The 26,041-nt window shown below is 62.0% G+C and carries 24 protein-coding genes; 8 read left to right on the top strand and 16 right to left on the bottom strand.

The window, feature by feature from the left end; genetic code table 11:
• Positions 1-19: 19 nt before the first annotated feature.
• On the bottom strand, positions 20-2,392 hold the full coding sequence (locus HMPREF9697_RS15860) for an efflux RND transporter permease subunit (RefSeq protein ID WP_002718255.1): 2,373 nt from the start codon (positions 2,390-2,392) through the stop codon (positions 20-22).
• Positions 2,393-2,644: 252 nt separating this feature from the next.
• On the opposite strand from HMPREF9697_RS15860, the gene HMPREF9697_RS15855 reads away from it, so the two are divergent.
• The 5 genes from HMPREF9697_RS15855 (at position 2,645) to HMPREF9697_RS15835 (ending at position 6,339) form a co-directional block, all read left to right on the top strand.
• On the top strand, positions 2,645-2,956 hold the full coding sequence (locus HMPREF9697_RS15855; RefSeq protein WP_002718254.1) for a DUF6496 domain-containing protein: 312 nt from the start codon (positions 2,645-2,647) through the stop codon (positions 2,954-2,956).
• A gap of 168 nt (positions 2,957-3,124) precedes the next feature.
• Positions 3,125-3,721: a YidB family protein gene (locus tag HMPREF9697_RS15850; RefSeq protein WP_002718253.1), complete on the top strand. Its 597-nt coding sequence runs from the start codon at positions 3,125-3,127 to the stop codon at positions 3,719-3,721.
• Positions 3,722-3,763: 42 nt separating this feature from the next.
• Entirely contained in the window at positions 3,764-4,033 is a 270-nt protein-coding gene (locus tag HMPREF9697_RS15845; protein ID WP_002718252.1) for a GlsB/YeaQ/YmgE family stress response membrane protein, read from the top strand.
• A gap of 127 nt (positions 4,034-4,160) precedes the next feature.
• Positions 4,161-4,847, top strand: a complete 687-nt coding sequence (locus tag HMPREF9697_RS15840) for a thermonuclease family protein (RefSeq protein WP_244597798.1) — start codon at positions 4,161-4,163, stop codon at positions 4,845-4,847.
• A 4-nt stretch (positions 4,848-4,851) separates the two neighbouring features.
• On the top strand, positions 4,852-6,339 hold the full coding sequence (locus HMPREF9697_RS15835; protein ID WP_002718250.1) for a M48 family metalloprotease: 1,488 nt from the start codon (positions 4,852-4,854) through the stop codon (positions 6,337-6,339).
• A 91-nt stretch (positions 6,340-6,430) separates the two neighbouring features.
• Here HMPREF9697_RS15835 and HMPREF9697_RS20585 read toward each other — a convergent pair whose 3' ends face one another.
• From HMPREF9697_RS20585 to HMPREF9697_RS15810, 5 genes are all read right to left on the bottom strand, one after another.
• Entirely contained in the window at positions 6,431-7,429 is a 999-nt protein-coding gene (locus HMPREF9697_RS20585; protein WP_002718249.1) for a CarD family transcriptional regulator, read from the bottom strand.
• Between the two features lie 157 nt (positions 7,430-7,586).
• Positions 7,587-7,925 carry a ferredoxin FdxA gene (fdxA, locus tag HMPREF9697_RS15825; RefSeq protein ID WP_002718248.1) on the bottom strand — a complete coding sequence of 113 codons (339 nt, stop codon included), beginning with the start codon at positions 7,923-7,925 and terminating at the stop codon, positions 7,587-7,589.
• A 92-nt stretch (positions 7,926-8,017) separates the two neighbouring features.
• Positions 8,018-8,293, bottom strand: a complete 276-nt coding sequence (locus tag HMPREF9697_RS15820; RefSeq protein ID WP_040307981.1) for an RNA-binding S4 domain-containing protein — start codon at positions 8,291-8,293, stop codon at positions 8,018-8,020.
• Between the two features lie 3 nt (positions 8,294-8,296).
• The gene (locus HMPREF9697_RS15815) at positions 8,297-11,572 is read right to left on the bottom strand and encodes a helicase-related protein (protein ID WP_040307980.1); all 3,276 of its coding nucleotides are present in this window, start codon (positions 11,570-11,572) and stop codon (positions 8,297-8,299) included.
• 270 nt (positions 11,573-11,842) lie between these two features.
• Entirely contained in the window at positions 11,843-12,676 is an 834-nt protein-coding gene (locus HMPREF9697_RS15810) for a DUF3108 domain-containing protein (RefSeq protein WP_002718245.1), read from the bottom strand.
• Between the two features lie 280 nt (positions 12,677-12,956).
• Here HMPREF9697_RS15810 and rpmB point away from each other — a divergent pair, with 280 nt between their 5' ends.
• Entirely contained in the window at positions 12,957-13,250 is a 294-nt protein-coding gene (gene rpmB / locus HMPREF9697_RS15805) for a 50S ribosomal protein L28 (RefSeq protein ID WP_002718244.1), read from the top strand.
• A 211-nt stretch (positions 13,251-13,461) separates the two neighbouring features.
• Here the strand turns inward: rpmB and HMPREF9697_RS15800 are convergent, their stop codons facing one another.
• From HMPREF9697_RS15800 to cobS, 6 genes are all read right to left on the bottom strand, one after another.
• Positions 13,462-14,973: a tripartite tricarboxylate transporter permease gene (locus tag HMPREF9697_RS15800; protein ID WP_002718243.1), complete on the bottom strand. Its 1,512-nt coding sequence runs from the start codon at positions 14,971-14,973 to the stop codon at positions 13,462-13,464.
• Between the two features lie 50 nt (positions 14,974-15,023).
• Positions 15,024-15,524, bottom strand: coding sequence for a tripartite tricarboxylate transporter TctB family protein (locus tag HMPREF9697_RS15795; RefSeq protein ID WP_002718242.1), 501 nt, complete (start codon positions 15,522-15,524; stop codon positions 15,024-15,026).
• A 72-nt stretch (positions 15,525-15,596) separates the two neighbouring features.
• Complete coding sequence (locus HMPREF9697_RS15790) at positions 15,597-16,613, bottom strand: Bug family tripartite tricarboxylate transporter substrate binding protein (protein ID WP_002718241.1); 1,017 nt, start codon at positions 16,611-16,613, stop codon at positions 15,597-15,599.
• A gap of 216 nt (positions 16,614-16,829) precedes the next feature.
• Complete coding sequence (locus HMPREF9697_RS15785) at positions 16,830-17,876, bottom strand: esterase-like activity of phytase family protein (RefSeq protein WP_002718240.1); 1,047 nt, start codon at positions 17,874-17,876, stop codon at positions 16,830-16,832.
• Between the two features lie 7 nt (positions 17,877-17,883).
• Entirely contained in the window at positions 17,884-19,779 is a 1,896-nt protein-coding gene (gene cobT / locus HMPREF9697_RS15780; protein WP_002718239.1) for a cobaltochelatase subunit CobT, read from the bottom strand.
• Between the two features lie 11 nt (positions 19,780-19,790).
• On the bottom strand, positions 19,791-20,789 hold the full coding sequence (gene cobS, locus HMPREF9697_RS15775) for a cobaltochelatase subunit CobS (RefSeq protein WP_085947195.1): 999 nt from the start codon (positions 20,787-20,789) through the stop codon (positions 19,791-19,793).
• A gap of 287 nt (positions 20,790-21,076) precedes the next feature.
• On the opposite strand from cobS, the gene HMPREF9697_RS15770 reads away from it, so the two are divergent.
• Positions 21,077-21,718 (top strand): DedA family protein, encoded by a 642-nt coding sequence (locus HMPREF9697_RS15770; protein WP_002718237.1) that lies wholly within the window; start codon positions 21,077-21,079, stop codon positions 21,716-21,718.
• A gap of 11 nt (positions 21,719-21,729) precedes the next feature.
• Here the strand turns inward: HMPREF9697_RS15770 and HMPREF9697_RS15765 are convergent, their stop codons facing one another.
• Positions 21,730-22,374 carry a J domain-containing protein gene (locus tag HMPREF9697_RS15765; RefSeq protein ID WP_002718236.1) on the bottom strand — a complete coding sequence of 215 codons (645 nt, stop codon included), beginning with the start codon at positions 22,372-22,374 and terminating at the stop codon, positions 21,730-21,732.
• A 150-nt stretch (positions 22,375-22,524) separates the two neighbouring features.
• On the opposite strand from HMPREF9697_RS15765, the gene HMPREF9697_RS15760 reads away from it, so the two are divergent.
• Positions 22,525-22,791, top strand: a complete 267-nt coding sequence (locus HMPREF9697_RS15760) for a BolA family protein (RefSeq protein WP_002718235.1) — start codon at positions 22,525-22,527, stop codon at positions 22,789-22,791.
• Between the two features lie 23 nt (positions 22,792-22,814).
• Here the strand turns inward: HMPREF9697_RS15760 and HMPREF9697_RS15755 are convergent, their stop codons facing one another.
• Genes HMPREF9697_RS15755 through HMPREF9697_RS15745 form a run of 3 tightly spaced genes read right to left on the bottom strand, consistent with a single transcriptional unit; the run spans position 22,815 to position 25,928 of the window.
• Positions 22,815-24,125 (bottom strand): HlyC/CorC family transporter, encoded by a 1,311-nt coding sequence (locus tag HMPREF9697_RS15755; RefSeq protein WP_002718234.1) that lies wholly within the window; start codon positions 24,123-24,125, stop codon positions 22,815-22,817.
• Between the two features lie 6 nt (positions 24,126-24,131).
• The gene (gene aroB / locus HMPREF9697_RS15750) at positions 24,132-25,298 is read right to left on the bottom strand and encodes a 3-dehydroquinate synthase (protein ID WP_002718233.1); all 1,167 of its coding nucleotides are present in this window, start codon (positions 25,296-25,298) and stop codon (positions 24,132-24,134) included.
• A gap of 12 nt (positions 25,299-25,310) precedes the next feature.
• On the bottom strand, positions 25,311-25,928 hold the full coding sequence (locus HMPREF9697_RS15745; protein ID WP_002718232.1) for a shikimate kinase: 618 nt from the start codon (positions 25,926-25,928) through the stop codon (positions 25,311-25,313).
• Positions 25,929-26,041: the final 113 nt, after the last annotated feature.

Raw genomic sequence — 26,041 nt, 5'->3', positions numbered from 1 at the left:
TGTCAGCCTCAGAGCCGGCTCATTCCGCCGGCTTCGGATCAGTGCGGCGCGTCCCGCGCAGGCGGTGCGACAGGCTGATGAGGAACATCGCTGTCGGGCGCAGGATGAACAGGTCCGCAACCAGCGCCGCGACCATCGAGAAGGCGCTGAGCCAGCCGAACAGCCGTAGCGACGGCAAATCCGAGAATACCGTTACGACCAGACCACAGGCCAGCACCACCGTCGTCAGGATCAGTGCCGGTCCCACCAGAACGGTTGCCCGCTCCACCGCGAGCCCCTCATCCACGCCGGGCTGCTCCTCCAGCCGCAGACGGTTGAGGAAGTGGATCGTGGCGCTGAGGCCAAGCCCGAACGAAACGGTCAGCGCCACCACGCTGGCAAATTGCAACCCCTCTCCTAACAGCCACAACACAGTACCGGAGAGAACCACCGGGAATATGCCGGGAAGGATGCTCACGAACATCACTGTTAGTGAGCGGAACGCCAGTCCGATGAAGGCTGCCACCAGAATGAACTCGATCGTGAGACCGTGATTGAGCTTGTCGATCATGCTGGCGCTGTTACGCGCCGCGATCGCGGACAGCCCGGTGACGGCGATCTGATAGCCGGGATGAGCCTTGCGGACCGCCGCCATCGCCGAGTCGAGCTTGTTTACGGTCGGCAGAATCTGACTGGAATCGAGGTCCGGCACACGGCCCGAGACCACCACCGCATCGTGGTCGGGCGAGATAAAGCGGCCAACCAGATGCTTGGGCAGCATGTCCACGTATTCCTTGAGCGTGGCGACGTCCGAACGGCCCGCCTTCTCCGCGAGCCAGCGGCGCAGCGTCTCCAGCGACCAGACATTGCCGACGCCCGCCTGCTTCTCGACGATCCCGTGAACGTCGGCGATCACCTGCAACGTCTGCGGCGAATACAGATTTTCCCCCTTGGGGAATTCAATCAGCACGTCGATCGGATTGGCGCCCGTCAGCTTGGCATCGAGCCGTCCGCTGGCTTCAACCGCCTGCTTCTTGTCAGGCACCTGATCGGCAAGGCGATAGCGCGGCTGCAGATTGGCATAGATCGTGCCGAGCCCCAACACCACGAGCAGCGCGATCAGGCTGAAAAATCCCGGATGGCCGACCATGCGCACGGCGATCCAGCGGCAGAATGCCCGCAGCGCCTCGACGCCGGCATCGGCGCCCTTGATCTTGGTGGCGAACACATTCTCCTTGCGCACCAGCAGCACGCCGAACACCGGCACCAGCGACAGCACCGCGACCAGCGCGATGACCGTCGCCAATAATCCCGCTTCGCCGAACTTCCGGATCAGGTCGGAGTCGGAGAACTGCAGCGCGATGAACGACAGCGCGGCAGTACCGTGTGTGAGCACGCAGGCCGGGCCAACGACCAGCACGGCATTGCGAAACGCCGTACGCTTGTCCTCGCCCGCGATCAGCCGGTCACGCGCGGCAAAGGTGAGCTGCATCGAGTCGGAAAAACTGATGACCATGATGAGCGGCGTCATCACGTTCAGAAACATATTGAGGCTGAAACCAAGCCAACCGAGTGTGCCGAGCGACAGCAGGATCGCCAGCAGCGGTGGGAACGCCGCTGCAACCATGAAAGAAACCCGCCGGAAGAAAATGATCGCGATCAGGCAGCCTGCGAGAACCCCCGCGATATTGTAGGTCATGCCGTCCCGCTCGACCGCATTGCGGATTTCGAGCTGCATCACCGGCACTCCGGATAACTGGCTTGTCAGTCCTGTCCCGGCGAGGTCTTCACCCATCAGCTTGCGAATCTCGCCGATGGTCGTGCTGAGCCCCTTGCTGCTGACGACCTGCGGATCGAGTGCAAGCACGATTAGCGCCAGCGTGCCATCTTCAGACAACAGCTTGCCGCGAATGATCTCGTTGCTTCTGACCTTGGCGACCAGATCCTGATACGCCTGTCCCTGCGGCAGTGTCTCTGGAAAAAGGGCCGCCGGCAGGTTGCCGTTCTCGGGCGGCTGGCGCGCGGAGAACAGCGAGATGATGCCGCGGGTGCCGTCCACCAGTTGAAGATCGGTAACGAGGTCGCGCAATTTCTCCAGCGAGTTGCGCTCAAGCAGCGCCTTGCCTTCGACCACCACCAGCACGTCGAATTCGCTGGAGGGGAAGCGCTTCGTCACCTCCTCATATTGTTTGTATTCAGGGGTATCCGAACGAAAGAGCTGACTGAGTGAATCGTCGATCTTGATGTGCTGAAGACCGAAGAAGGCTCCGACGCATAAGGCCGCCAGGACAATCAGGGTCACGACCGGCGCGCGCACCGCGATCAGGCCGATCCGCTCAAGCCCGAAGGCGATCGAGAAGTTGCGGCGGGGATCAGCCGAAACGGAAGAGGTGTTGGGCGGAGGAACGGTCATGAGTCATCCGGGTGACGATTGAGAACGGACTTCGAACGCGATCGGTCAACAACTGACAGCACAACTGCGAAGCATTTTCGATCTTCGCGAAGCGCCGGACGTTGATACCAGAGCGGTTCCACTCTCGCCAGCGGCCATCCCCTCCGGACCATTGTCCCCTGGGGTCATAGTACCGCGACTTGACGGCGAAATCTGGAAATCGGGAACCAGGCGGGCGCCTGCGGCTTTTACTTCAACCAATAGGAGCACGACATGGCGAGGAAATACTCCAAAGGCTCGGCCCGCAAGGTTGAGCGCGCGATGAAAAAGCGCAAGGCCGGCACGCTCAAAAGCGGCCGCAGCGGGAAGAAAGTGAAGAGCCGCAAACAGGCCATCGCCATCGGGCTTTCCGAGGCGCGCAAGGCAGGCAAGAAAGTCCCGAAGAAAAAGACCGCGCGTAAGGCCGCTAAAAAGAGCACCCGGAAAACCGTGAAGAAGGTCACCAGAAAGACAGCGCGTAAAACCTCCAAGCGCAAAACTTCCAAGCGCACGGCGAAAAAACGCACGGCAGCCCGCAAACGCTGACCCCGGAGCGAAATCCCGCTCGCGACCTCCTTTCGGCTGACGGTATCAATGTCTTGAAGGCGTCACACTGCCGTGGCGGCATTGTGCAAATTCTATCCCGCCGTTCCCTTGTAGGGGATTTCGGCGCCCCCTATTCTTGAATGGAACTAAATGCCGAAGGAGGTTGCCATGGGTTTGTTTGATGTTCTGAACGGGATGCAAAACGGTCCTCGTGCCCCGAAAGATCCCAACGCCTCGAGCGGGATGTCGCCGATGACCATGGCAGTCCTCGCGCTGCTCGCCTACAAGGCCGTCAAGCACGTCACCGGTTCGACCGGGACGGCGACCGCGCCGACCGGCGGCAATTCGACCGCACCGGGAAGCACACCCGCACCCAGTGGCGGCATGGCGACCGGAGGTCTGAGCGGCGGCCTCGGCGGACTTCTGCAGGGTAATCTTGGTGGCGTTCTCGGCGGACTTCTCGCCGGTGGCGCAGCCGGCAGCGTACTGAGCGGCGGCCTCAATGACCTGCTCAAGCAATTCCAGGACGCCGGACACGGCGACGCCGCCAATTCGTGGGTCGGCCCCGGCGCCAACAAACAAATTTCATCGAACGATCTGGCGAGCGCGCTCGGCGCCGATCAGATCAACACTCTGACCACCCAGACCGGCCTGTCGCGCGACGAACTGCTTGAAGGTCTGGCACAACAGCTCCCGAACATCATCCATCAGCTCACGCCCGATGGCCGACTGCCGAACGAGCAGGAAATCTCCCGCTGGCTGTAAGCCAGTGGCATCCTTCCATCTTTCGCAAAAAGGAATTTCGCGATGCTCTACATCCTTCTGGTTGGGTTCGTCGCCGGCATCATCGCGCGGCTGCTGTCGCCCGGCCCCAACAATCCATCGGGCTTCATCCTGACCACAGTGCTCGGCATCGTGGGCGCTTTCGTCGCGACATGGATCGGTCAGGCGATCGGCCACTACGGTCCCAATCAGGGCGCGGGATTCATCACGGCGACGCTCGGCGCGCTGCTGGTGTTGTTCATCTGGAACAGGCTGGTCGCGAGCGGCGCGATCTCCGATCCGGGCAGGCGCTGACATCATGCACGCCGGCGGATCATCGAGCCGCCGGCACATTCTTTCTTTTCTCGTCGCAGCATGGACCGCGCTTGCGGGCACACAAGCACACGCGATCTGCGACGCCCCCCTGCAAGGGGACGGACAGGTGTCCGCCATCCTTGATGCCCGAACGCTACGGCTTGACGATGGCCGCGAGGTCCGCCTGAGCGGAATCGAAATTCCAAAATCAGCCGAGACAGCCGGCACTGCATGGCTTCGCGAACATGCCCTCAAGCAGAGAGTCATGTTGCGCGGCAGCGACGACGCGCCCGACCGCTACGGCCGACAGCATGCCTTCGTGTTCGCCGAGAGCAGTAATGTGATGCTGCAGGGCGCGCTTGGCGGCAACGGCCACGCTATCGTCTCGGCCAGCGCCGGCGACAAGGCCTGTATGGCTGACCTGAAAGAGGCAGAACTTCGCGCCGAAAGTTCCCGGCTCGGCATCTGGTCGCAGCCACAATTCATCCATGACGCCGCCGCGACAGACGAGATATTGAAATATATCGGCAGTTTCGGCCTCGTTGAGGGCACAATATTATCCGCGCGGCAGGCCGGAGCCACGCTGTATCTGAATTTTAGCCGGCGGCGGATTCAGGGCTTTGCCGTGACCATTTCCCGTCGCATGATGCCGACCTTCGCCGCTGCGGGCATGACGGCCGCGACGCTGGCGGGTCAACGGGTTCGGGTCCGGGGGTGGATCGCGCAGCATGGCGGGCCGCGCATTGAAGCGAGGCTTCCCGGCCAGATCGAATTCGTCAGCAACACAAGGACGGCTGCGGCCGGAGGCAAATAAACGCGTGGGACGACAGGCGCTGACGCACCAGTATGGACCGGGCCGCTTCGCCGCGGCGGTAGCGCTGTGCCTAACGCTCGGACTGGGCGCCTGCACCGACATGGGGCGCTTTCAGGTTTCGGGCAACGAGAAGCCCCCGCCGACGATCAAGCCGACCCGTCCATCGCCGGAAACGAGCGCAACAGACCGCGAGCATCAGCGCATTCTCGCCACCTATGGCGGCGCCTATAACGACCCCAAGCTGCAGGCACTCATCACCAAGGCGGTGGATCGTCTCGTCGCGGCATCCGACCGGCCGGACTTCACCTACCGGGTGACCATCCTCAATTCAGGCGCGGTGAACGCATTCGCACTGCCCACGGGCCAGCTCTACGTCACCCGCGGGCTGCTCGCGCTGGCGAGCGACACGTCCGAATTGTCGAGCGTGCTGTCGCACGAAATGGCACATGTGCTCGCCAAACATGCTTCGATCCGCGAGGAGCAGGCCAAGCGCGCCGCGCTGGTCACTCATGTGGTCAGCGAAATGGGTGGTAACGACCCCAACATGCAGGCGCTGGCGCTTGCGAAAACCAAGCTGACGATGGCGAACTTCTCGCGCGCGCAGGAATTCGAGGCCGATGCGATCGGCGTCGCGCTTGCGGCCAAGGCGAATTTCGATCCGTACGGTGCTGCGCGCTTCCTCTCCGCGATGGAGCGCAATGCCGCGCTGAAGACATCGCACACCGCCGATCCGCGCTCGCAAGACTTCCTGTCATCGCATCCGGCGACGCCCGAGCGCGTGGAGAACGCGGAAACCAGCGCGAGGCAATACGCCGCGTCAGGCAGCCATGAACGCGAACGCAGCGCCTATCTCAGCGCGATCGACAATCTGGTCTATGGCGAAGATCCGAGCGAAGGCTTCGTACGCGGACGACGCTTCCTGCACCCCAAGCTCGGCTTCACCTTCATGGCTCCCGAGGCCTACACGCTCGACAACACCGCACAGGCCGTGGTCGGCGTGCGCGATGGCGGCGCGCAGGCGCTGCGGTTCGACGTGGTGCGCGTGCCGCAGGATCTGTCGCTGGCAACCTATCTCAATTCCGGCTGGATGGAGAACGTCGACAAGGCGTCCGTCGAGGAAAGTATTATCGGCGGCTATCCCGCAGCGACCGCGACCGCCAGCAGCGATCAGTGGCAGTTCCGAATCTATGCGCTGCGCATCGGCGGCGACGTCTATCGTTTCATTTTCGCGGCCAAGGACAAGACGGCTGAGACGGAAAGGACGTTCCGCGAGACAGTCAATTCGTTCCGCCGCCTGACGCTTGCCGAAATCCAGGCGGCGCGGCCGCTGCGGGTGAGGGTCGTCTCGGTGAAGCCCGGCGACACCGTGGAATCGATGTCGCGGCGGATGCAAGGGGTCGACCGCCCGCTGGAGCGCTTTCGTATTCTCAACGGCCTCGATCAGCATGCCTCGCTGAGGCCGAACGACCGCGTTAAGATCGTGGTAGATTGAGACCTTCTCAACGCGTCCTGCATTTTCAGCGCGATAATAAAAAAACCCGGCCGCGAGGCCGGGTTTTTCAAGATCGATCGGATGGCAGCGCTCAGGCCGCTTCGTCCTCGCTCAGCGAATCGTCGTCGCCATCATCATCAGAGGCGTCGCTCGCGGCATCCGCGCCGGCTTCCGCCTTGGCAGCACCGCGGCGCGGGCTCTTGGCGAGGTTGGCCTCAACTTCCTTGACCGCTTCGGTCTCGGTGATGTGCTGCACCACCGCGATCTCGCGCGACAGGCGGTCGAGCGCCGCTTCGTAAAGCTGACGTTCGCTGTAAGACTGTTCGGGCTGCGATTCCGAGCGATAGAGATCGCGCACGACTTCGGCGATGGCGACGATATCGCCCGAATTGATCTTCGCCTCGTACTCCTGCGCGCGGCGCGACCACATCGTGCGCTTGATGCGCGCGCGGCCTTTCAAGGTTTCCAGCGCACGCTTGACGAGCGCGGGGTCCGACAACTTGCGCATGCCGACATTGATGACCTTCGCGGTAGGCACGCGCAGCGTCATTTTGTCCTTGATGAAGCTGATGACGAATAGTTCGAGCGTCGCGCCAGCGATCTCCTGCTCCTCGATCGCGAGGATCTGGCCGACGCCGTGCGCCGGATAGACCACGAATTCATTGGTCTTGAAGCCCTGGCGCTGCGTCAGAACCTTCTTCGGCTCCTCCGCCTTCACCACAGGCTTGGCGGCCGGTTTCGGCGCAGCAGCCTTCGCGGCGGGCTTGACGGGAGCCTTCGCAACGGGAGCTTTGGCAACCGGCTTGACGGCCGGCTTGGTCTTGGCAGCGGCCGGCTTCGCCGCTCCCTTGGCAGGGGACTTCGCGGCGGGCTTCGTGCTCTTCTTTGCTGGCATTACACTTCTTTTGCTTTTTGAGGTGCTGGCTGCCAGAGCGGCAGCCTTCTTACCGGAGGCGCCACGGGCGGGCGTCTTGCCGGAATTCTTGTCCTTGGTAGCTTTGGTTTTATTCTGACGCGATTTGTCTGCCACGGCGCCTTGCGTGGAACCGCCACGCCCCTGATGGACCCGGCTGCCCTTCGACGCCTGCATCCGGAATGGACAGGACGTGAACAACCGGCGGAATGTGCTAATAATAACACATTTTCCGTAAAAATCAAAGGTTTATGGCCGCTCTTGGTGCCTCGTTACCTTTTCTGGACGACGCACCACCAACTACGGTTAAGAGGATTCCGCGAACCGTCCTGTTTCAGTCGCCAGTGCCGGGGTTGGGCGAGAAATACTGATCGAATTTGCCTTCGACGCCGTCGAATTCCTTGGCGTCGGCAGGCGCATCCTTTTTCTGGGTGATGTTGGGCCAAGTCTTAGCGTACTCGGCATTCACGCCGAGCCATTTTTCCAGATTCTGCTCAGTGTCGGGCTTGATCGCCTCAGCCGGGCATTCCGGTTCGCAAACGCCGCAGTCGATGCACTCGTCCGGATGGATCACGAGCATGTTCTCGCCTTCGTAGAAGCAATCGACGGGACACACCTCAACGCAGTCCATGTACTTGCACTTGATGCAATTTTCGGTGACGACGTAAGTCATCCAGATCTCCGGAACCGTTCCAAATTTGGGTGTTGGCCTAGCGCAGGATATCCCGCGCTGCAAGAGAAGGAAGGCTCTGCTATCGCAGATAGTTACTTCTCTTTCCCGTTCAATTCATCATAGAGGCCCTGCGCTGACGGCGCATCACCCCGACGCTCGCTGAAAGCGACAATCTTCAGAACACGAACCCGCGCATCAAGTGCCACCGTCAGCACGTCACCGGATTTCAGCGCATGTCCGGGAGAGGTCTGCCGCATGCCATTGAGGCGGACACGGCCGCCCAACACCAGTTTCGCCGCGTCGGTCCGGGTGCGCACGATCCGCGCATGCCATAGCCACTTGTCGAGACGCTGGCGGTCCGGTGACAGGCGTCAGTCCTTGCGGTTTCCGAGCTGTTCTTTCAGCGCAGCGAGTTTGGCGAACGGCGAATTCGGATCGGCCACACGTTCGCGTTCCCGCGGCGCGCTGGTCGCAAAGGTGCGGAAGTTCGAATTGCCATCCTTGCGATCGCGGTCGCGCTTGCCCTCGAACTTGCCTTTCCCCTTGAAGCGCTGATGCGGACGCTCGCCGCGCTCCTCGCGCGGACCACGTGCCTGAGCGCCCTCATCCTCGCGCTTGCGGCGATCGTCACGGTGACGGTCGCGACGATGATGGCGCGAGCCTTCTTTTTTCTCTTCGCCTTCGGATGTGGGAGCATCCGCCGCAGCGGCAGGCGCCGCGCGGTGGTGATGACGATGACGCTCATGCCTCGGACGACGCTCGTCGTGGCGGCCCGCGGGCCGCCACACTTCGACAAGTTCTGGCTCCGCAGGTGCAGCCGCAGCTTCTTCAGAAGGCACGGCTTCCTCGGAAGCAGCCTCCGTATCGGATGGCGATGATTCTTCCGCCTTCTCTGCAGAAGGCGCTGCCTCGGTTGCTGTGTCCGCCTCCTCTGCCGGGGCGAATGCAACTTCCGGAAGCTTCGAGGCGCTCGCAACCTCCGCAGGCGCTTCAACAGTCACGTGAGTGACGGCGTCCGCTTCCGCTGCTGCAGCAGTCTCAGCAGCGACAGTTTCCGTTGCCGGTTCGGAAGCCGCAGCTTCCGTTTGCACGGCTGGGGCTTCGTTCTCGGCTACAACCGTACTTTCCGCCGCGGCCTCTGCAGGCGCTTCAGCAGGCTTCGGCGCTTCCGCCAACGGCGCGCGGCGATCCATGCGATAGCCGAGCGAACGCAGCACCGAAGCAAAATCTTCGCCAGCCGAACCGGTGAGCGACGTCATCGCCTGTGTCACCGTGAACGAGCGGCCATCGAACGCGCCCGCAGGCTTCTCAGCGCCGGTGCCGGGACGCCACGACAAAGCGGGACGGATGAGATCGGCGAGACGTTCAAGAATATCGACACGCACCGAGCGTTCGCCCGCGAGCTTGTAGCCGAGCACACGGTAGGCATCCTGCGACAGCGCCTTGTCGGCCGGGAACGAAGTGCGACCCGAGGCGGCAAGATGCTGCGCGCCACCAAGCGCGTTCATGTCGACATCGTCCTGCTTCAGCGCCCACAACAGCGAGGCGAGCGTGCGTGCGCCGGGCTTGAGCAGCGCGGGGAAGAAAATGTGATAGGCGCCGAACCGCACGCCATATTTGCGCAGGACGGCGCGCGAGGGCTGATCGAGGTCCTTCATCTCGGCCGCGATCTTCGGCCGTTCGAGCACGCCGAGCGCCTCGACGAGCTGGAAGGCGATGCCGCGCGCGATGCCCGTGACATCCTCTGCCTTCGACAATTCGAACATTGGCCCGAGGATTTTCTCGACATGCGTCTTGAACCACAGATCGAGCCGCGCCTGCACCGCATCGCGCGATGCGCCAGTAAGACGCTCGTCGGCGATGATGCGAACGCGCGGATGCAATACATCGTCCGCAGCGGTGAGCTTGCCGACCGCATCACCGGTCCAGCGCAGCGTGCCGTCAGAGGCAAGCGCGAACTGATCGTCAGCAGCACCGGAGAGCTTCTCCGCGCGCGCATCGATCTCGCCCGCTAGCGCCTTCAGAGCGGTGGCCTGCAAAGCCTTCGCCTCCGAACCCGCCTCGGCGGCATCGGGGGCAAACATAAAGCCATCGAGGCGGCCGATCACATGGCCCTCAACGGTGACTTCGCCGGTCTTTCCAATTTCAGTCGTCAACATCGTGTTTTCCCGCAAGCGGCGCATCAATACACTGGTCCGGCGATCAACGAAACGCTCAGTTAGCCTCGAATGCAGTGCATCAGACAATTTATCCTCCACCGCCCGGGTGGTTTCCTGCCAATGGAGGGGGTCTGAAAGCCAATCGGGGCGGTTGGCGGCGAAGGTCCAGGTTCGGATCTGTGAAATCCGCGCGGACAGCGTGTCGATGTCGCCGTCGATCCGGTCCGCCTGCGCCACCTGGGTCGCGAACCACTGATCGGGGATCCGGCCCCTGCGCATGAGGAACGTGAACAACGTAGTCACGAGCTCCGCGTGGGCCGCCGGCGACAGCTTGCGGTAATCGGGAACCAGACAGGCATCCCATAGCTTTTCGACAGCCCCCGCGTCCACCACCATGTCGCGCACATCCGGGTCGCGCGACGCATGCTCAAGCACGCGCTGGTCTTCGCCGAGCGGCGCACGCGTCAATGCATCGTGTCCCGGAGCAAGCGCGAGCGAGACCTGCAATGCCGCAAGCGAAGAGAAATCGAGCACGGTGTTGCGCCATTGCAGCATCTTCACGCTGTCGAAAGTGTGGTTCTGCAGCGCGTTGACGAGTTCGGGCTCGAACGGTGCGCAGCGACCGGTGGTGCCGAACGTGCCGTTGCGCGTGGCGCGTCCGGCGCGACCTGCGATCTGGGCAAATTCTGCGGGTGTCAGGCGGCGGAATTGATAGCCGTCATACTTGCGGTCGGATGCGAAGGCGACGTGATCGACATCGAGATTGAGGCCCATGCCGACCGCGTCGGTGGCCACAAGATAATCGACATCGCCGGACTGGAACATCTCCACCTGCGCGTTGCGGGTGCGCGGGCTAAGCGAGCCCAGCACGACCGCGGCGCCCCCGTGCTGGCGGCGGATCAGTTCGGCGATGGCGTAGACTTCATCGGCAGAGAACGCGACGATCGCGGTGCGACGCGGCTGGCGGGTGATCTTGCGGTCGCCCGCGAATTCGAGCAGCGACAGGCGCGGCCGCGTGACGATGTTCGCGCCGGGCAATAACCGCTCGATCAAAGGCCGCATCGTCGCGGCGCCGAGCAGCAGCGTCTCATCGCGACCGCGCCGGTGCAGGATGCGATCGGTGAAGACGTGGCCGCGCTCGAGATCGGATGCGATCTGGATTTCGTCGACCGCGAGAAACGACACGTCGAGATCGCGCGGCATCGCCTCGACGGTCGAGACCCAGTAACGCGCCTTCGGCGGCTTGATCTTCTCCTCGCCCGTAATCAGCGCGACAGACTCCGCACCGGCGCGCGCGACGATCTTGTTATAGACCTCGCGCGCGAGCAGCCGCAGCGGCAGGCCGATCAGCCCCGAAGAATGCGCAAGCATCCGCTCGATCGCGAGATGCGTCTTGCCGGTGTTGGTCGGACCGAGCACGGCGGTGACGCCCGCGCCGGGCGCGCGGTCAGTCTGAAAATGAGAAGCAGAAGGAAGGGAGTGTTTCACAACGCGACGCTTTTCGGCTCCGAAAGCCTTCGGGATTTAAGGATTGGAACGAGTCCGGAACGAAAGCGGCCCGAATCGCTGACTCATGTCGTGTTCGGCTTCGTTCACCGCAAGATATCGTGCGAGTGGGTTTCCTATGCCACCAGATCGCGATTTTAGCGCACCTCAATTGAGCCCATCGGGACCCAGTTTCTTAACCGCACGGAGGACTCCGTTTGCCTCGCGAGTCAAGCAGACTCATCACAGGAATCTTTCGCCGTCTCCCGCGCTCTAATTGCTTCGTCTGGCGGCCTGCGGCTGCGCTGCGGTGTTGAATTCGGTCGCCTGCACCATTCCCAGGCCAAGCGGCGTCGGAATCCGCACCCGCACCGGCACCATCACCCGCGTGCCCGCGATCGGCGCGAGCGCCACGTCGATATCCTGACGCGCGGCAAGATATTTGATCGCGGCGCGCGAGGGCACGTAACCCGAGACCGGCTTGAACCGGACCGTGCAGACCACCGCGTCAACCTTGGCACCCTTCGCGAGCACCACCGTCTCCATCCGCTTGAATGCGAGTTGCAGGTCGTAACGCATCCGGCCGTCAAAGATCGCAGCCTTTGTGGCGCACGCCTGCGGATTCGGCAGTTCGTCCTTGCCGGGTGCGGTAAACATCACCCCCGACATCGGATCGCTCACGTTGCGCCTCTCTGTATCCACCACCGGAATGCGCTCCGGCGTCGACGGCGGCTCCGGCTCGATGGAGAACGCGCTCACACGCTCTCCGGCAAAGGCGATGCGGATGGTCTCGTTCTTCTTGCCGTAGAATACCGAACTCAGATAGGCGTCCGGCACAAGCCGCCCTGCGAGCACCCTGCCCTGCGTGGCCCCGGTGCCATGACCACCGCCAATGGCCTTGATAAGGCCCGTGGTGCCGCCCGAGGTCGATCCCGAATAGTCCTTGTCACCGATCGCCACCGTCCAGCTGCCCTTGCCGATTTCGATGCCGCTCAGGGTCGCCTGATATTTGGCGTCCATCCGGCCCTGCGCCTGGGCGGGACCGGCAAGGAGCAACGGCGCAAGAAAAAGCAGCCGGCGCCAGCGATGCAGGGCGAAAAAATCCATCAAATGAAAATCCTGATGCCGCCGGGCAAGTTCTCACCCTCGACTGAAAAGTCGGGAACCGGCAAAAGCTTTGTCTCTTCCGCGATTACGCCGATTATATGTTGGGAAATGCTTGGCTTTATTCATAAAATCGCTATTCTCCCGGCGTTTTCGAGCATTTCGGTGTCCGCGCCGTCTTGACGCTCGGCCGCCCTCCGACTATACGTCCGCGGTTCCTGAAATGGACGGTAGCAACCCCCGCGCGGGCCTTTCTGGCTCCGGGAGACACAAGGATTTCGCCATGTCACGGCGCTGCGAGTTGACGGCCAAGGGGCCGCAGGTTGGCCACAGGGTCAGCCATTCGAACATCAAGACCAAGCGCCGGTTCCTGCCGAACCTGTGCAACGTCACGCTGATCTCTGAGACGCTCGGCCAGTCGGTGCGGCTGCGGGTGTCGACCAACGCGCTGAAGAGCGTCGACCACAATGGTGGTCTCGATGCCTTCCTGCTCAAGGCCAATGCGGCGACCCTTTCGCCGAAGGCTGCCGACCTGAAGCGCCAGATCGAGAAGAAGAAGCTCGCCGCGGCAAGCTAAGCTTCGAACGATCGAGAATTTGAAGGCCGGGTTTTTGCCCGGCCTTTTTGTTTGCCATCTGCCTTACTTGCCATACGTGATCGGACCTTTTGGCAAGGCCGGCGTTTGCTGCGGATCGATACAAAAAAGCCGGATCTTTCGATCCGGCTTTTTCGTTGCTCGTCATTAAGCCCTTCCGAGGCTTTCGCCCCGGAAGAAGATTGATCGTAGATCAGGCCGCAGCCTTCGCCGGACGGCGGATCTTCGCCCACAGGTCGGAGATCACGCCCCAGAACAGGGCAATGAGACCGAGAGCCATGATCGTCGACACCAGCCCGTTGGAGAAGAAGACACTGAGGTGGCCGCCCGACGACAGCAGCGACTGACGGAATGCTTCTTCCGCCTTGTCGCCGAGCACGATGGCCAGAACCAGCGGTGCCAACGGATAACCGGTCTTCTTCATGACGTAGCCGACGATGCCGAACACCATCATCAGGATCACGTCGAAGCTGGAGTTGTGCACCGTGTAGGCACCGATCGCGCAGATCACGAGAATGACCGGAGCGATGATGCTGAACGGGATGCGCAGGATCGCCGCGAACAACGGCACGCAGGTCAGCACCAGGATGAGGCCAACGAGGTTGCCGAGGTACATGGAAGCGATCAGGCCCCAGACGAAGTCCGGCTGTTCGACGAACAGCAGCGGACCCGGCTGCAGACCCCAGATCAGCAGACCGCCGAGCAGCACCGCAGCGGTCGGCGAACCAGGCACGCCGAGTGCGAGCATCGGCAGCAGTGCCGAAGTACCCGCGGCATGCGCCGCGGTTTCCGGCGCGACCACACCCTCGATCTCGCCGTTGCCGAAATTGTGGCCACGCTTCGAGATACGCTGGGCGATACCGTAGCTCATGAACGAGGCTGGCGTCGCGCCAGCGGGCGAGATGCCCATCCAGCAGCCGATCAGGCAGGAGCGCAGCGACACCATCCAGTAGCGCGGCAACTCCAGCCAGGTCTGCCAGACCACCTTCGGGTTGATGCCGGCAGCCTTGCCCTTGAACGCGAGGCCCTCTTCCATGGTGAGAAGGATTTCGCCGATGCCGAACAGACCGATGACCGCGATCAGGAAGTCAAAGCCGTTCAGCAGTTCGGTGAAGCCGAACGTCAGACGCAACTGACCGGTGACGCTGTCGAGGCCGACTGCCGCCAGCACGAAGCCGATCATCATGGAGGTGATGGTCTTGAACGGCGGCTCCTTGCCCATGCCGATGAAGCTGCAGAAGGCGAGGAAGTAGACCGAGAACTTCTCGGCCGGACCGAACTCGAGCGCGAAGTCTGCGACCAGCGGCGCAACGAGGGTGATGACGATAACCGCGAACAGCGCACCGACGAACGATGAGGTGAAGGCCGCCGTAAGCGCCTCACCGGCGCGGCCCTGCTGGGCCATCGGGTAGCCGTCGAATGTTGTGGCCACCGACCATGGCTCACCAGGGATGTTGAACAACACCGACGTGATGGCGCCGCCAAACAACGCTCCCCAGTAGATACAAGAGAGCATGATGATCGCGCCGGTCGGCGACATGCTGAAAGTCAGCGGCAACAGGATCGCGATGCCGTTGGCGCCGCCCAGTCCCGGCAGCACGCCGACGATCACACCGAGCAGAATGCCGATGACCATCAGCAAGATGTTAGAGGGCTGTAACACGACCGCAAAGCCGTGAAACAGATTGGCGATATCTGCGAGCATGGACGTTTTCCTACCTGATCTCTTTTATGGGTTCGAGCGCACTGCTCGCGTCACAGTCCGAGCCAATACTCGATCGGTCCCTTCGGGAGCGGAACGAGGAACCACTTCTCAAACATGAAGTAGATGGCGACCGGCACGCCAACGCCGTACAGGACAGCCTTGTACAAGGGGTATTTGCCCAGCCACATCATGAAGCCGCCGATCAGCACCATCGATGCGATGTAGATGCCGGTGTAGGGCAGCACGAAAACATACACGGTGGTCGGAACGATCACCGCCAGAACCTGCTTGAGCTGATACCAGGTCGCGAACTCGCGCTCACCGTCGATGCCCCGGGCGCTCTTCAGATTCATGAAGCTCGACAGCACAATGGCGATGCCGAGATAGAACGGGAAGAAGCCGGATTGCGGACCTTCGGCGCCCCAGCCGATGCCGACCTGCATGCTCCCCAAAATCGTGATGATGCCAAAAACGATGCAGGCAACGGCAACGCCCATCTCGACGGTGCGATGCGCCGGACCGCCCGACTGCTCATGTGATGCTTCGCTCATTGAGTCGAATCCTTGCGCGGAAAGAGATGACCCGGCGAACGATCATGTTCGCCGGGTTCTTGGTTGTGACGATTACTTGGCGGCGAGGAAGCCCGCGTCCTTCATCAGGGTTTCGTGCGTCTTCTCAGCCGCGTCCACCCACTTCAGATAGTCCGCGCCGCTGAGAGCGGTCTGGTTGAAGGCGCCGTCCTTCATGAGCTGAGCCCATTCAGGAGTCTCACGCACCTTCTTCATCAGGTCGACGTAATAGGCGACCTGATCCGGCGTCGCGCCGGGAGCCATGAAGAAGCCACGCAGCATCAGGTACTCGACGTCCAGGCCCTGCGACTTGCAGGTCGGGATGTCGGCCCAGGTCTGATCACCCGCAACCTTGTCGGTGTAGGTGAGCTTCTTGCTGTCGAACACGCAGAGCGGACGCAGCTTGCCACCACGCCACTGCGCCACGGCCTCGATCGGGTTGTTCACGCTGGAGTCGATGTGATTGCCGACAAGCTGAACGGCAACTTCACCACCACCCTTGTAGGGGATGTAGGTGAGCTTCTTGCCGGTCGCCTTTTCTAGCGCGACGGTGATGATCTGGTCTTCCTGCTTCGAGCCGGTGCCGCCCATGCGGAACTGGCCATCAGGCGCGGCCTTGATCGCGTCGATGTAGTCCTTCGCGGACTTGTACGGCTTGTCCGCGTTCACCCAGAGGATGAATTCGTCCAGCGCCATCATCGTGACCGGGGTGAGATCCTTGTAGGAGAAAGGAATGCCGGTTGCGAGCGGGGTCGTGAACAAGTTCGACAGCGTGATGATCAGCTTGTGCGGGTTGTTGCGCGAACCCTTGACGTCGAGGAAGCCTTCGCCGCCTGCGCCGCCGGATTTGTTCACGACGATCATCGGCTGCTTCATCAGATTGTGCTTGCTGATGATGCCCTGAACGACGCGCGCCATCTGGTCGGCACCGCCGCCCGTGCCTGCCGGCACGATCAATTCAACAGGACGCGAGGGCTCCCACGCCGCCATCGCTGACATCGGTGCCAGCCCGAAAGCAGCGGCACCGAGCAATGCAGCAAAGGCATAACTCGTCTTCGTACGTACACTCATGCATATCCTCCCTGAAATACCAGCCGGTCTTGGATGCCGGATTTTTTTTGGAGCGGTAAGTCGTCACTACCGCGATAAGGATCGTGCAACGGACTGGAAGAATTTTACATATGTCCTGAGGTCGTATGAGACGATCTGTCGCAGGGCGTTCTGTCGCACACAGCGATATTTCTGTTGCAGGGCACCATTCTGCTGCAATTGCTCACAGCGCGGCGATCACCGCGCGAGCAGTGTGAACTGGACCAGTAGGGTCCTTTGAATAAATGAAAAATTATCGTCAGAAATCAGCGTGATAATTGTCTCGCCGGTTCGCGAGACATGAGTCGCGATCCCTTCGAAATTATCGATTTCAGCACCCATATCCGCCTCGAAGAGAACAGGGCCGTCGACGAGCGAGTCAGGGGCAATTGTCGAAACTGGTATACAACGTACTTGGATGCCAACTCCCTTGGCCAGGGAGAACTTCCGCTCCAGCAGCAACACGTCACCTGTCGGCAGCAGTGTAGCATCGCTGATGTCGAAGTCATTCGATCGCTTGATATGAAAAATACCAGGCGAAGGACCGCCGATCAGAAACGCTGCGATATTGCCGTCGGTATCGAGCGAGCGTTCTGAAATCGCAAGGAGCGTACCGGCGAGCCGCTGCCCCTTGCCGACATAGACAAGCGATTCCAGCCCGAGATTATAAGGCAGCTTTGCAACTTCCGGCGGCGCGGCGACCTCCTCCGCGCGCGCAAGGATGCCGCCCTTGTCGAAGTCGAAGCGCACGATCTTGTTGACCCGCTCGATGCCGACATACGCGATCGATCCGTCGAAGGTCAGCGATTCCGTATCGAACCAACCTTTCGCCGCCAGAGGCTGGCCGTCACTGCCCCGCATCGGCGCCGATCTAACATCAGCAAGGCCACTCAGCGCATCCCCGTGATAGACAAAGCGCCCGGTGAACCAGTCGCCTTTATCGCTCGCCGTGATGAAATTCTCGCCTTTCGCATCGAGATGCAGCGACGACAGCCCGCCGAATTTGCGGAACGGCGACGTCAGCACCAACCCGCTGCGGAATTGAAACGAGCCGAAGCGGACATGGGAAGGATCGCGCAGATCGAAGGAGGGCAGCGGCCGCGCGTTCACTTCGACCGGCACGACGCCATCGAGCGATCGCGCCAGCGCACGTGCATGAACCGGAAGCGGGATGACAGTCTGCGCAGCGGCGAGACCGCCAACCGCATGTCCGAGAAACGCGCGGCGAGACATGCGGCGCGTCATGACGCGCTCAGTGCAGCTTGCGGCGGCGATCTGCCGGCGGCGCACCGTGGGTCTCGCTGAACAGCTCCGCGAGCTTTTCGGTGATCGCGCCGCCGAGTTCTTCCGCGTCCACGATCGTAACCGCGCGCCGATAGTAGCGCGTGACGTCGTGGCCGATGCCAATGGCGATCAATTCCACCGGCGAGCGGGTTTCGATCTCCTCGATGATCCAGCGCAGATGCCGTTCGAGATAGTTTCCGGAATTCACCGAGAGGGTCGAATCGTCGACCGGCGCGCCGTCAGAGATCATCATCAGGATCTTGCGCTGCTCGGGACGCGCGAGCAGGCGCTTGTGCGCCCAGTCGAGGGCCTCGCCGTCGATGTTCTCTTTCAGCAAGCCCTCGCGCATCATCAGGCCAAGATTCTTGCGCGCGCGACGCCACGGCGCATCGGCCGACTTGTAGATGATGTGGCGCAGGTCGTTGAGCCGGCCCGGATTGGCGGGCTTGCCTGCCGCAAGCCACGCCTCGCGCGACTGTCCACCCTTCCAGGCACGCGTGGTGAAGCCGAGAATCTCGACCTTGACGCCGCAACGCTCCAGAGTCCGCGCCAGAATGTCGGCGCAGGTCGCAGCCACGGTGATCGGTCGGCCGCGCATCGAACCGGAATTGTCGAGCAGCAACGTCACCACCGTGTCGCGGAAGGTCGCTTCCTTCTCGTGCATGAAGGACAGCGGATGGAACGGATCAGTGACGACGCGCGACAGCCGTGCCGGATCGAGCATGCCCTCTTCGAGATCGAACTCCCACGCCCGGTTTTGCTGCGCCATCAGGCGGCGTTGCAGGCGGTTGGCGAGACGCGCGACCACATGCTGCAGATGCGCGAGCTGCTTGTCGAGATAACCGCGCAGCCGTGTCAGCTCCTCGGCATCGCATAGTTCGTCGGCGGAAATGACCTCGTCGAATTTTGGCGCAAAGGCGTGATATTCTGGGCCCTTCGGCTCATTCTGGCCGCGCGCATTCGGACGCGTGGCATCGCCGGGCGTCTCTTCCTCGCCCATGTCGCCTTCGTCATAGTTCTCGCTGGAGGCGAGCTGGGAGGCGTCGATGGCGCTGTCCGACGAAATGTCCTCGCTTTGCGACTGCGACTGATCGGCGGACATATCGTCCGTCTCGTCCTTGTCGGCCTCGGCTTCCTGACCGGCCTCGCCCTTCTCGCCGCCCTTCTTTTCCTCGTCCTCGTTCTCGTCTTCGTCCGGCTCGGCGATGCGCTCATCACTGAGCTCGAGCGCGGTGAGGAGGTCCTGGATCAATTCGCCGAACCTGGCCTGATCCTCGGTGAGGCCCTGCAACTGATCGAGCCGATGGCCGACCTTTTCTTCCAGGGTCGGCCGCCACAGATCAACGATCCGGCGCGCGGCCACCGGCGGCGCCTGTCCGGTAAGGCGTTCACGCACCAGCATCGCCAGCGCATCGGCCAGCGGTGCGTCGGCGCGGTCGGTGATCTCGTCATATTTGCCGCGATGGAAATGATCGTCGAGCATCGCATTGAGGTTCTTGGCGACGCCCGCCATGCGCTTCGAGCCGATGGCTTCGACACGGGCCTGCTCCATCGCCTCAAACACTGCGCGCGCCTGCTGATTGCTCGGCGCGAGCTTGCGATGAAGTTTCGGATCGTGACAGGCAAGCCGCAGCGCGATCGAATCCGCATGCCCCCGCACGATCGCGGCGTCCTTGCGGGTCAGCTTGCGCGACGGCTCCGGCAGCCGCGCCTTGCCGGGCGCGACACCCGGCCGTTCCGCGGAGAATGTGACGTCAAGCTCAGCCTTCTTGGCGATCGCCTTCAGGCACGACGTCACTGCGCGCTTGAACGGCTCCGTCGGCGCTTCCTTGGAGGATTTGAACTTGACGTTCGATGCGCTCATGCCGATCCGGCTCAGCTCAGTGCGACGTTGACGGCGCTTTCCGGCAGGTCGACGTTGAAGCAGCGCTGATAGAATTCAGCCACCAGCGGGCGCTCCAGTTCGTCGCACTTGTTGAGGAAGGTCACACGGAACGCGAAGCCGAGATCGCCGAAGATTTCCGCATTCTCGGCCCAGGTAATGACGGTGCGCGGGCTCATCACAGTCGACAGATCGCCGTTCGCAAATGCGTTGCGCGTGAGATCCGCCAGCCGCACCATCTTGTTGACGGTGTCGCGGCCCGCATCGTTGCGATAGTGCTTCGCCTTGGCGAGCACGATCTCGACTTCCTCGTCATGCGGCAAGTAGTTCAGCGTGGTAACGATCGACCAGCGGTCCATCTGGCCCTGGTTGATCTGCTGGGTGCCGTGATAGAGGCCCGAGGTATCGCCGAGGCCGATGGTGTTGGCGGTCGCGAACAGGCGGAACGCCGGATGCGGCTTGATGACCTTGTTCTGGTCGAGCAGCGTCAGGCGACCTGAGACTTCCAGCACGCGCTGAATAACGAACATCACGTCCGGGCGGCCGGCGTCGTATTCGTCGAACACCAGCGCGACGTTGTTCTGCAGTGCCCACGGCAGAATGCCGTCACGGAATTCGGTGACCTGCTTGCCATCGCGCACGACGATCGAGTCCTTGCCGACGAGATCGATACGGCTGATGTGGCTGTCGAGGTTGACGCGCACGCACGGCCAGTTCAACCGCGAGGCGACCTGCTCGATATGCGTGGACTTGCCGGTACCGTGGAAGCCCGTGACCATGACGCGGCGGTTCTTGGCGAAGCCTGCGAGAATCGCGAGCGTGGTGGCGCGGTCGAAGCGATAATCCGGGTCGACGTCCGGCACATGAGGATCGACCTCCGAATAGGCGGGGACCTCAAGATCGCTGTCGATGCCGAAAACCTGACGCACGGACACCTTCATGTCCGGCAGACGCGTAGCTTCCTGCGATTGCAAAGTGGCGGCAGTCATCATTCCTCCGTGGTCTCGGATGCTCCCGAAACCAGACGTGCATTGTTCGCGCGGGTGGGATGCGGGGAGAACCTAGCAGAGAGCCGCAAACGGCAGAAGCCTTGCGGCTGCTAAAAGTTCTTTCGTTACATCAAAAAGATAGTCCATTTATTGGAATTATTGAAGGCCTCCCGGTACCGCATCTTTGCCGGGCTGGGCCTGCAGATTTGCAACCCGCATTGGGTTTTCTGCTGTGAATGCCCACCTATGGGTGATCCGACCGTCTGGTCATTCCATATTTTGGATCGCGCGTGAGCCAGTATCTCGATCTCGTCGTCGCCTTTGTGTCCTCTCACGGCGTCGCTGCCTATACCGTGATCTTCCTGTCAGCCTTTCTCGAAGCCGTGCCGCTGGCAGGCGCGGTCGTGCCAGGCTCGACGGTGATTCTGGCATTAAGCGCACTGGTCCCGAGCGGGAACCTGAAACTCGCGCCGATTCTCGTCGCCGCCATCGTTGGCGCGGCATTGGGAGACGGCCTTGCTTACTGGCTCGGCTACACACAAAAGCGGCGCGTGCTGGCGCTGTGGCCAATGTCGAAGTACCCGGCGCTGATCGCGGAGAGCGAACGCTTCTTCCTGCGCTACGGCACGTTCGCGGTGTTCTTCGCCCGCTTTCTTCCGCCGATCCGCGCTTTCGTACCGATCACAGCCGGCGCGCTCGACATGCCGCCACCGAAATTTGTCGCCATCGACATCTTTGCCGTTCTGGTCTGGGCGCCCGCGATGATCCTGCCCGGCGTGCTCGCCGGATCGGCCGCCGAGCAATGGGGCGCGAAAGCCGAGCATTACGCGCTGCCGCTGGTCGGCGGACTGCTCGCGATCGGTGTCGCCACATGGGCATTTCGCACATGGCGGGCGCGCCGCCGAGCGCTGGGTGCTTCGTCCTGCGAGTAAGACCCGCAGCCTTACGGGCGCACTACGGTCTTCAGATAATTATACGCCTTGACGATCTCGATCAGGCGATCCTCGGTCGAACGGTCGCCACCATTGGCGTCGGGATGATGTTGCTTCACCAGAAGCCTATATTTCGTCTTCACCATCTCGAGCGTGGCATCCGCGCCTAGCCCCATCACCTGCAGCGCCTTGCGCTCGGCGTTCATCACCTTCCGCGTCTCGGTCTTGGTTTCCGCCTTCGCGCCCGGTCCCGGACGCCAGCGGCCGCGACCGTTCATTTCCTGGAACATCGCGAACGGATCGAGCGCGCCTTCGAACTCGTCCTCGACGCCGGATTTGCCTTTGCCCTTCGGGCCGGTGTTCGCGCCCATTTTCCAGGTCGGGCGATGGCCGGTCTGCGCATCCTTCTGATAGCGCGCGACGGCTTCGTCGCTCATTCCCGAGAAGAAATTATAAGACTGGTTGTATTCGCGGACGTGATTGAGACAGAAGTGCCAGTACTCGCGCTCCTTGCCACGGCCCTTCGGCGCACGATGCGGCGCGGGATTTTTGCAATCCGGCCATTCGCACATCACCGCCTCTTCCTTGACGCGGGTCTTCGCCTTCGCGGCAGGCTTGATGCGGATCTTGTCAAAATATTTCGAATCGAAGGACATCAGTTCGGACAACGTGGCTCAAGAGGACAGACAAATCGCGAATTTCGCGAGCCGTCGAGTATACATCGCCGCGACCATCAACCGCAAATGATAAGGGCCGCGCGTCAAGCGCATTGACGGCGCTCAATAACGCACGATATTGCGGATATCATGACCGTTCGGGACACCATCGCCAAAAAACTGACCGACGCTCTCCATCCGGAGAGCCTCAGCGTCGTTGACGAATCGCATTTGCATGAAGGACACGCCGGCCACCGCCCCGGCGGCCAAACGCATTTCAGAGTTCATATTGTGTCTCGCGCCTTCGAAGGGAAGAGCCGCGTCGAGCGCCACCGGATGATAAATGCGTTACTGGCGGACGATCTCGCTGGCGGCGTTCATGCACTGGCGCTGAAGACGCAGGCGCCCGGCGAATAGCCGCACGTTCTTCATCATAGATTCTAGAAAAAGCTGAACGCCCTGCCCGCGCGGCGCGGCATCGGCTCGTCCGTCGCCTGCGGCAGCGGGAAGATGCGCAGCGCAGTGATGCGATTGCGCTCGCGTCGCAGCACGCGGAAGCGGAAGCCGTGGAAGGTGAAGATCTGACCGCGGTCCGGAATCGAGCGCGCCTCGTGAATGACGAGGCCCGCGATCGTCGTCGCCTCCTCGTCCGGCAGCTTCCAGTCCATCGCGCGATTGAGGTCACGGATCGGCACCGTGCCGTCGACGATCACCGAACCGTCCGCCTGAACGCGAACGCCCGCGACCACGACGTCATGCTCGTCGGAAATGTCGCCGACGATTTCTTCCAAAATGTCTTCCAGCGTGACAAGGCCTTCCACCTCGCCATACTCGTCCACGACGAGGGCGAAATGTGTCTTGCGACGTCGGAACGCCTTGAGCTGCTCCGACAGCGGCCGCATTTCCGGCACGAACCACGGCGGCAGCGCGATTGCGCTGACATCGACCTTGGAGATGTCGCCTTCCGTCAGCCGGATAGCGCGCAGCAAATCCTTGGCATGCAGCACACCGATGATGTTCTCCGGCTTGTCACGCCACAGCGGGATGCGGGTGTATTCGGTGGCGAGCACCTCGCGCACCAGCTCTTCTGCAGGAAGGTCCGCATTGATCATCACCATTTCGGTGCGATGAACCATGACGTCGGAGACGTCGAGGTCTTTCAGGTCAAGCAGGCCGCCGAGCATGTCGCGATCCTGCTTCTCGACACCGCCTTCATGATGCATCAGATCGACCGCACCGCGCAGCCGCTCGGTCGGCGACAGCAAATTCTGATGCGCGCCAACCGGAATGCGCAGCAGCTTCATCAAGAGCCGCACCACCACGTCGATCACGGTGAGAAGCGGGCTCAGGACCAGCAGCACCCATTGCATCGGCCGCGCGACCAGCAGCGAGACACGGTCCGGTGCATTGATCGCCACCGTCTTCGGCAGCACCTCGGCGAAGATGATGACCAGCGCCGACATCACGCCGGTCGCATACAGCACACCGACCTCGCCGAACCATGCCGTGAACACGCCGGTTGCGAGCGCGGACGCGCCAATGTTGGCGAGGTTGTTGCCGACCAGCAGCGCACCGATCATGCGCTCGCGATGCTCAAGCAGCCGCGTGACGATGCCAGCCTGACGGCTGCCCTGCATTTTCAGCCGCATCATGCTCGCGCGGGACGAACCGGTCAGCGCGGTTTCGCTCGCCGAGAAAAAGGCGGAGATCACCAGACAGGCAATAACGACGGCGAAGGTAAACCAGCCCATGCTCAATCAGTTATGTTTCTGCGACAGTTTCTCGCTCAGGAAATCACGCACCGATACCGGATCAACATCGTTGACGATAACGGCGTGGCCGAGCTTTTCCAGAAGGATGAAGGTGAGCTTGCCGCGCTTGACCTTCTTGTCCTGGAACATCAGCGACAATAGCGCGTCCGCGTCGCCGACGCCTTCCTGAGTGAAACCCGCGATATCCTGCAGCCGCGTCGGCAAGCCGACAGCGGCCAGATGTGCCTGCACACGCACAACGTCGCCTTGCGAAATCATGCCGCGACGCGCGGAGAACTCAGCGGCCAGCGTCATGCCGATGGCGACGCCCTCGCCGTGGAACAGACGATCCGAAAATCCGGTCGCCGCTTCCAGCGCGTGACCGAAAGTGTGGCCGAGATTGAGCAACGCGCGTTCACCCGTCTCGCGCTCGTCGCGTGCGACGATTCCCGCCTTGGCGCGGCAGCTTGCGGCAACGGCATATTCGCGTGCGGTCTGGCCTGAGAAAATTCCCTCGTGGTTCTTTTCCAGCCATTCGAAGAAATCGAGATCGCCGAGCAACCCGTATTTCGCGACCTCCGCGTAGCCCGCGCGAAACTGGCGTTGCGACAGTGTGTCAAGCACAGCGGTGTCGGCCAGCACCAGAATCGGCTGGTGGAACGCTCCGATCAGATTTTTGCCCTTCGGCGAGTTGATACCGGTCTTGCCGCCGACGGAGGAATCGACCTGCGCAAGCAGCGAGGTCGGCACCTGCACGAAATCGACACCGCGGCGCACGATGGCGCTTGCAAAGCCGGCGAGATCGCCGACCACGCCGCCGCCAAGCGCGACGACAAGATCGTTGCGTTCGATCCGGGCACCAATCAGCCCTTCGCTCACGTCTTCAAGCACGCCGTAGCTCTTCGAGCCTTCGCCGTCCTCGACGATGATCGGCTCCGCTGCTTCGACGCCGGCAGCCTTGAGCGCATCCATCGCCGGTTGCAACCAGTGCTGCGCCACGGTGTGATCGGTCACAATCGCCGCGCGCGCACCGGGCCGCAGCGCCTTGATGCGCTCGCCGAGCGAGGGCAGCAGGCCGCGTCCAATCGCGATGGAATAGGAACGTGCGCCGAGACCGACCTCGATCGTCGTCGTGTCATCAGGACGGAGTTTGGTTTCAGCGGCTGCCGGCATCAGAGTCCTTATTTAAGTCTTGTTTGCGAAAGCGACAGACGTATTCCCGCACAAATATTCATGGAGCGCCTCGATGCACTCATCGACGATTTTGTCGTGCGGCACGTCGCGCGAGACGATGGAGATGTCGGCAAGGCTGTAGAACGGCTCGCGTGCGGCAATCAGGCGCTCGATGGTCGCGGCGGGATCCTCGGTCTGCAGCAACGGCCGGTCGGAGCGGCGCTTGACCCTGCGGAGCACGGTCGCGCCGTCCGCTTTGAGCCAAATGGATACCGCTTTGTCGTGAATGCGCGTGCGTGTGTCCTCGCGCAGCACGGCCCCGCCACCGGTCGCAAGCACCTGCGCGCCGCCGTCGAGCAGCGCCGAGATCACCTTGGCCTCGCCCTCGCGGAAATACGGCTCGCCATGGGTCGCGAAAATCTCGGTGATTGTCATGCCGCCGTGCCGCGTTTCGATCTCATGGTCGGCGTCGACGAACGGCAGCCGCAACCGCGCCGCCAGCCGGCGTCCCACGGTGGATTTTCCCGATCCCATCATGCCGACAAGGACAATCGTCCGCGCCCCGAGCGCCGACACGATATCGGCGATCTGGTTCTGGGCAACACCTTGCCGGGCAAGGATTTCGGACATTTCCGCGGGCTCGTCGGGGCTCATATTCTGTCATCTTACCGTCTTCGGCGGCCTTGCCATAGGGGACATTATGGAAGGCTTGCTGAAACGGCCCGAACATGGTGGATGTCGTT

The organism is Afipia felis ATCC 53690, from assembly GCF_000314735.2.
GTDB classification, from domain to species: domain Bacteria; phylum Pseudomonadota; class Alphaproteobacteria; order Rhizobiales; family Xanthobacteraceae; genus Afipia; species Afipia felis.
This window is presented reverse-complemented; position numbering and strand designations above follow the sequence as displayed.

What these genes read in the sequence shown, in the direction of transcription:
- HMPREF9697_RS15860 (WP_002718255.1), bottom strand. Translation starts at nt 2,392, where the DNA reads ATGACCGTTCCTCCGCCCAACACCTCTTCCGTTTCGGCTGATCCCCGC.
- cobS (WP_085947195.1), bottom strand. Translation starts at nt 20,789, where the DNA reads ATGATGACTGCCGCCACTTTGCAATCGCAGGAAGCTACGCGTCTGCCG.
- HMPREF9697_RS15810 (WP_002718245.1), bottom strand. Translation starts at nt 12,676, where the DNA reads ATGGATTTTTTCGCCCTGCATCGCTGGCGCCGGCTGCTTTTTCTTGCG.
- aroB (WP_002718233.1), bottom strand. Translation starts at nt 25,298, where the DNA reads ATGCCGGCAGCCGCTGAAACCAAACTCCGTCCTGATGACACGACGACG.
- HMPREF9697_RS15790 (WP_002718241.1), bottom strand. Translation starts at nt 16,613, where the DNA reads ATGAGTGTACGTACGAAGACGAGTTATGCCTTTGCTGCATTGCTCGGT.
- cobT (WP_002718239.1), bottom strand. Translation starts at nt 19,779, where the DNA reads ATGAGCGCATCGAACGTCAAGTTCAAATCCTCCAAGGAAGCGCCGACG.
- HMPREF9697_RS15745 (WP_002718232.1), bottom strand. Translation starts at nt 25,928, where the DNA reads ATGTCCGAAATCCTTGCCCGGCAAGGTGTTGCCCAGAACCAGATCGCC.
- HMPREF9697_RS15800 (WP_002718243.1), bottom strand. Translation starts at nt 14,973, where the DNA reads ATGCTCGCAGATATCGCCAATCTGTTTCACGGCTTTGCGGTCGTGTTA.
- HMPREF9697_RS20585 (WP_002718249.1), bottom strand. Translation starts at nt 7,429, where the DNA reads ATGCAGGCGTCGAAGGGCAGCCGGGTCCATCAGGGGCGTGGCGGTTCC.
- HMPREF9697_RS15760 (WP_002718235.1), top strand. Translation starts at nt 22,525, where the DNA reads ATGACCGTTCGGGACACCATCGCCAAAAAACTGACCGACGCTCTCCAT.
- HMPREF9697_RS15785 (WP_002718240.1), bottom strand. Translation starts at nt 17,876, where the DNA reads ATGACGCGCCGCATGTCTCGCCGCGCGTTTCTCGGACATGCGGTTGGC.
- HMPREF9697_RS15845 (WP_002718252.1), top strand. Translation starts at nt 3,764, where the DNA reads ATGCTCTACATCCTTCTGGTTGGGTTCGTCGCCGGCATCATCGCGCGG.
- HMPREF9697_RS15765 (WP_002718236.1), bottom strand. Translation starts at nt 22,374, where the DNA reads ATGTCCTTCGATTCGAAATATTTTGACAAGATCCGCATCAAGCCTGCC.
- HMPREF9697_RS15795 (WP_002718242.1), bottom strand. Translation starts at nt 15,524, where the DNA reads ATGAGCGAAGCATCACATGAGCAGTCGGGCGGTCCGGCGCATCGCACC.
- fdxA (WP_002718248.1), bottom strand. Translation starts at nt 7,925, where the DNA reads ATGACTTACGTCGTCACCGAAAATTGCATCAAGTGCAAGTACATGGAC.
- HMPREF9697_RS15755 (WP_002718234.1), bottom strand. Translation starts at nt 24,125, where the DNA reads ATGGGCTGGTTTACCTTCGCCGTCGTTATTGCCTGTCTGGTGATCTCC.
- HMPREF9697_RS15855 (WP_002718254.1), top strand. Translation starts at nt 2,645, where the DNA reads ATGGCGAGGAAATACTCCAAAGGCTCGGCCCGCAAGGTTGAGCGCGCG.
- rpmB (WP_002718244.1), top strand. Translation starts at nt 12,957, where the DNA reads ATGTCACGGCGCTGCGAGTTGACGGCCAAGGGGCCGCAGGTTGGCCAC.
- HMPREF9697_RS15850 (WP_002718253.1), top strand. Translation starts at nt 3,125, where the DNA reads ATGGGTTTGTTTGATGTTCTGAACGGGATGCAAAACGGTCCTCGTGCC.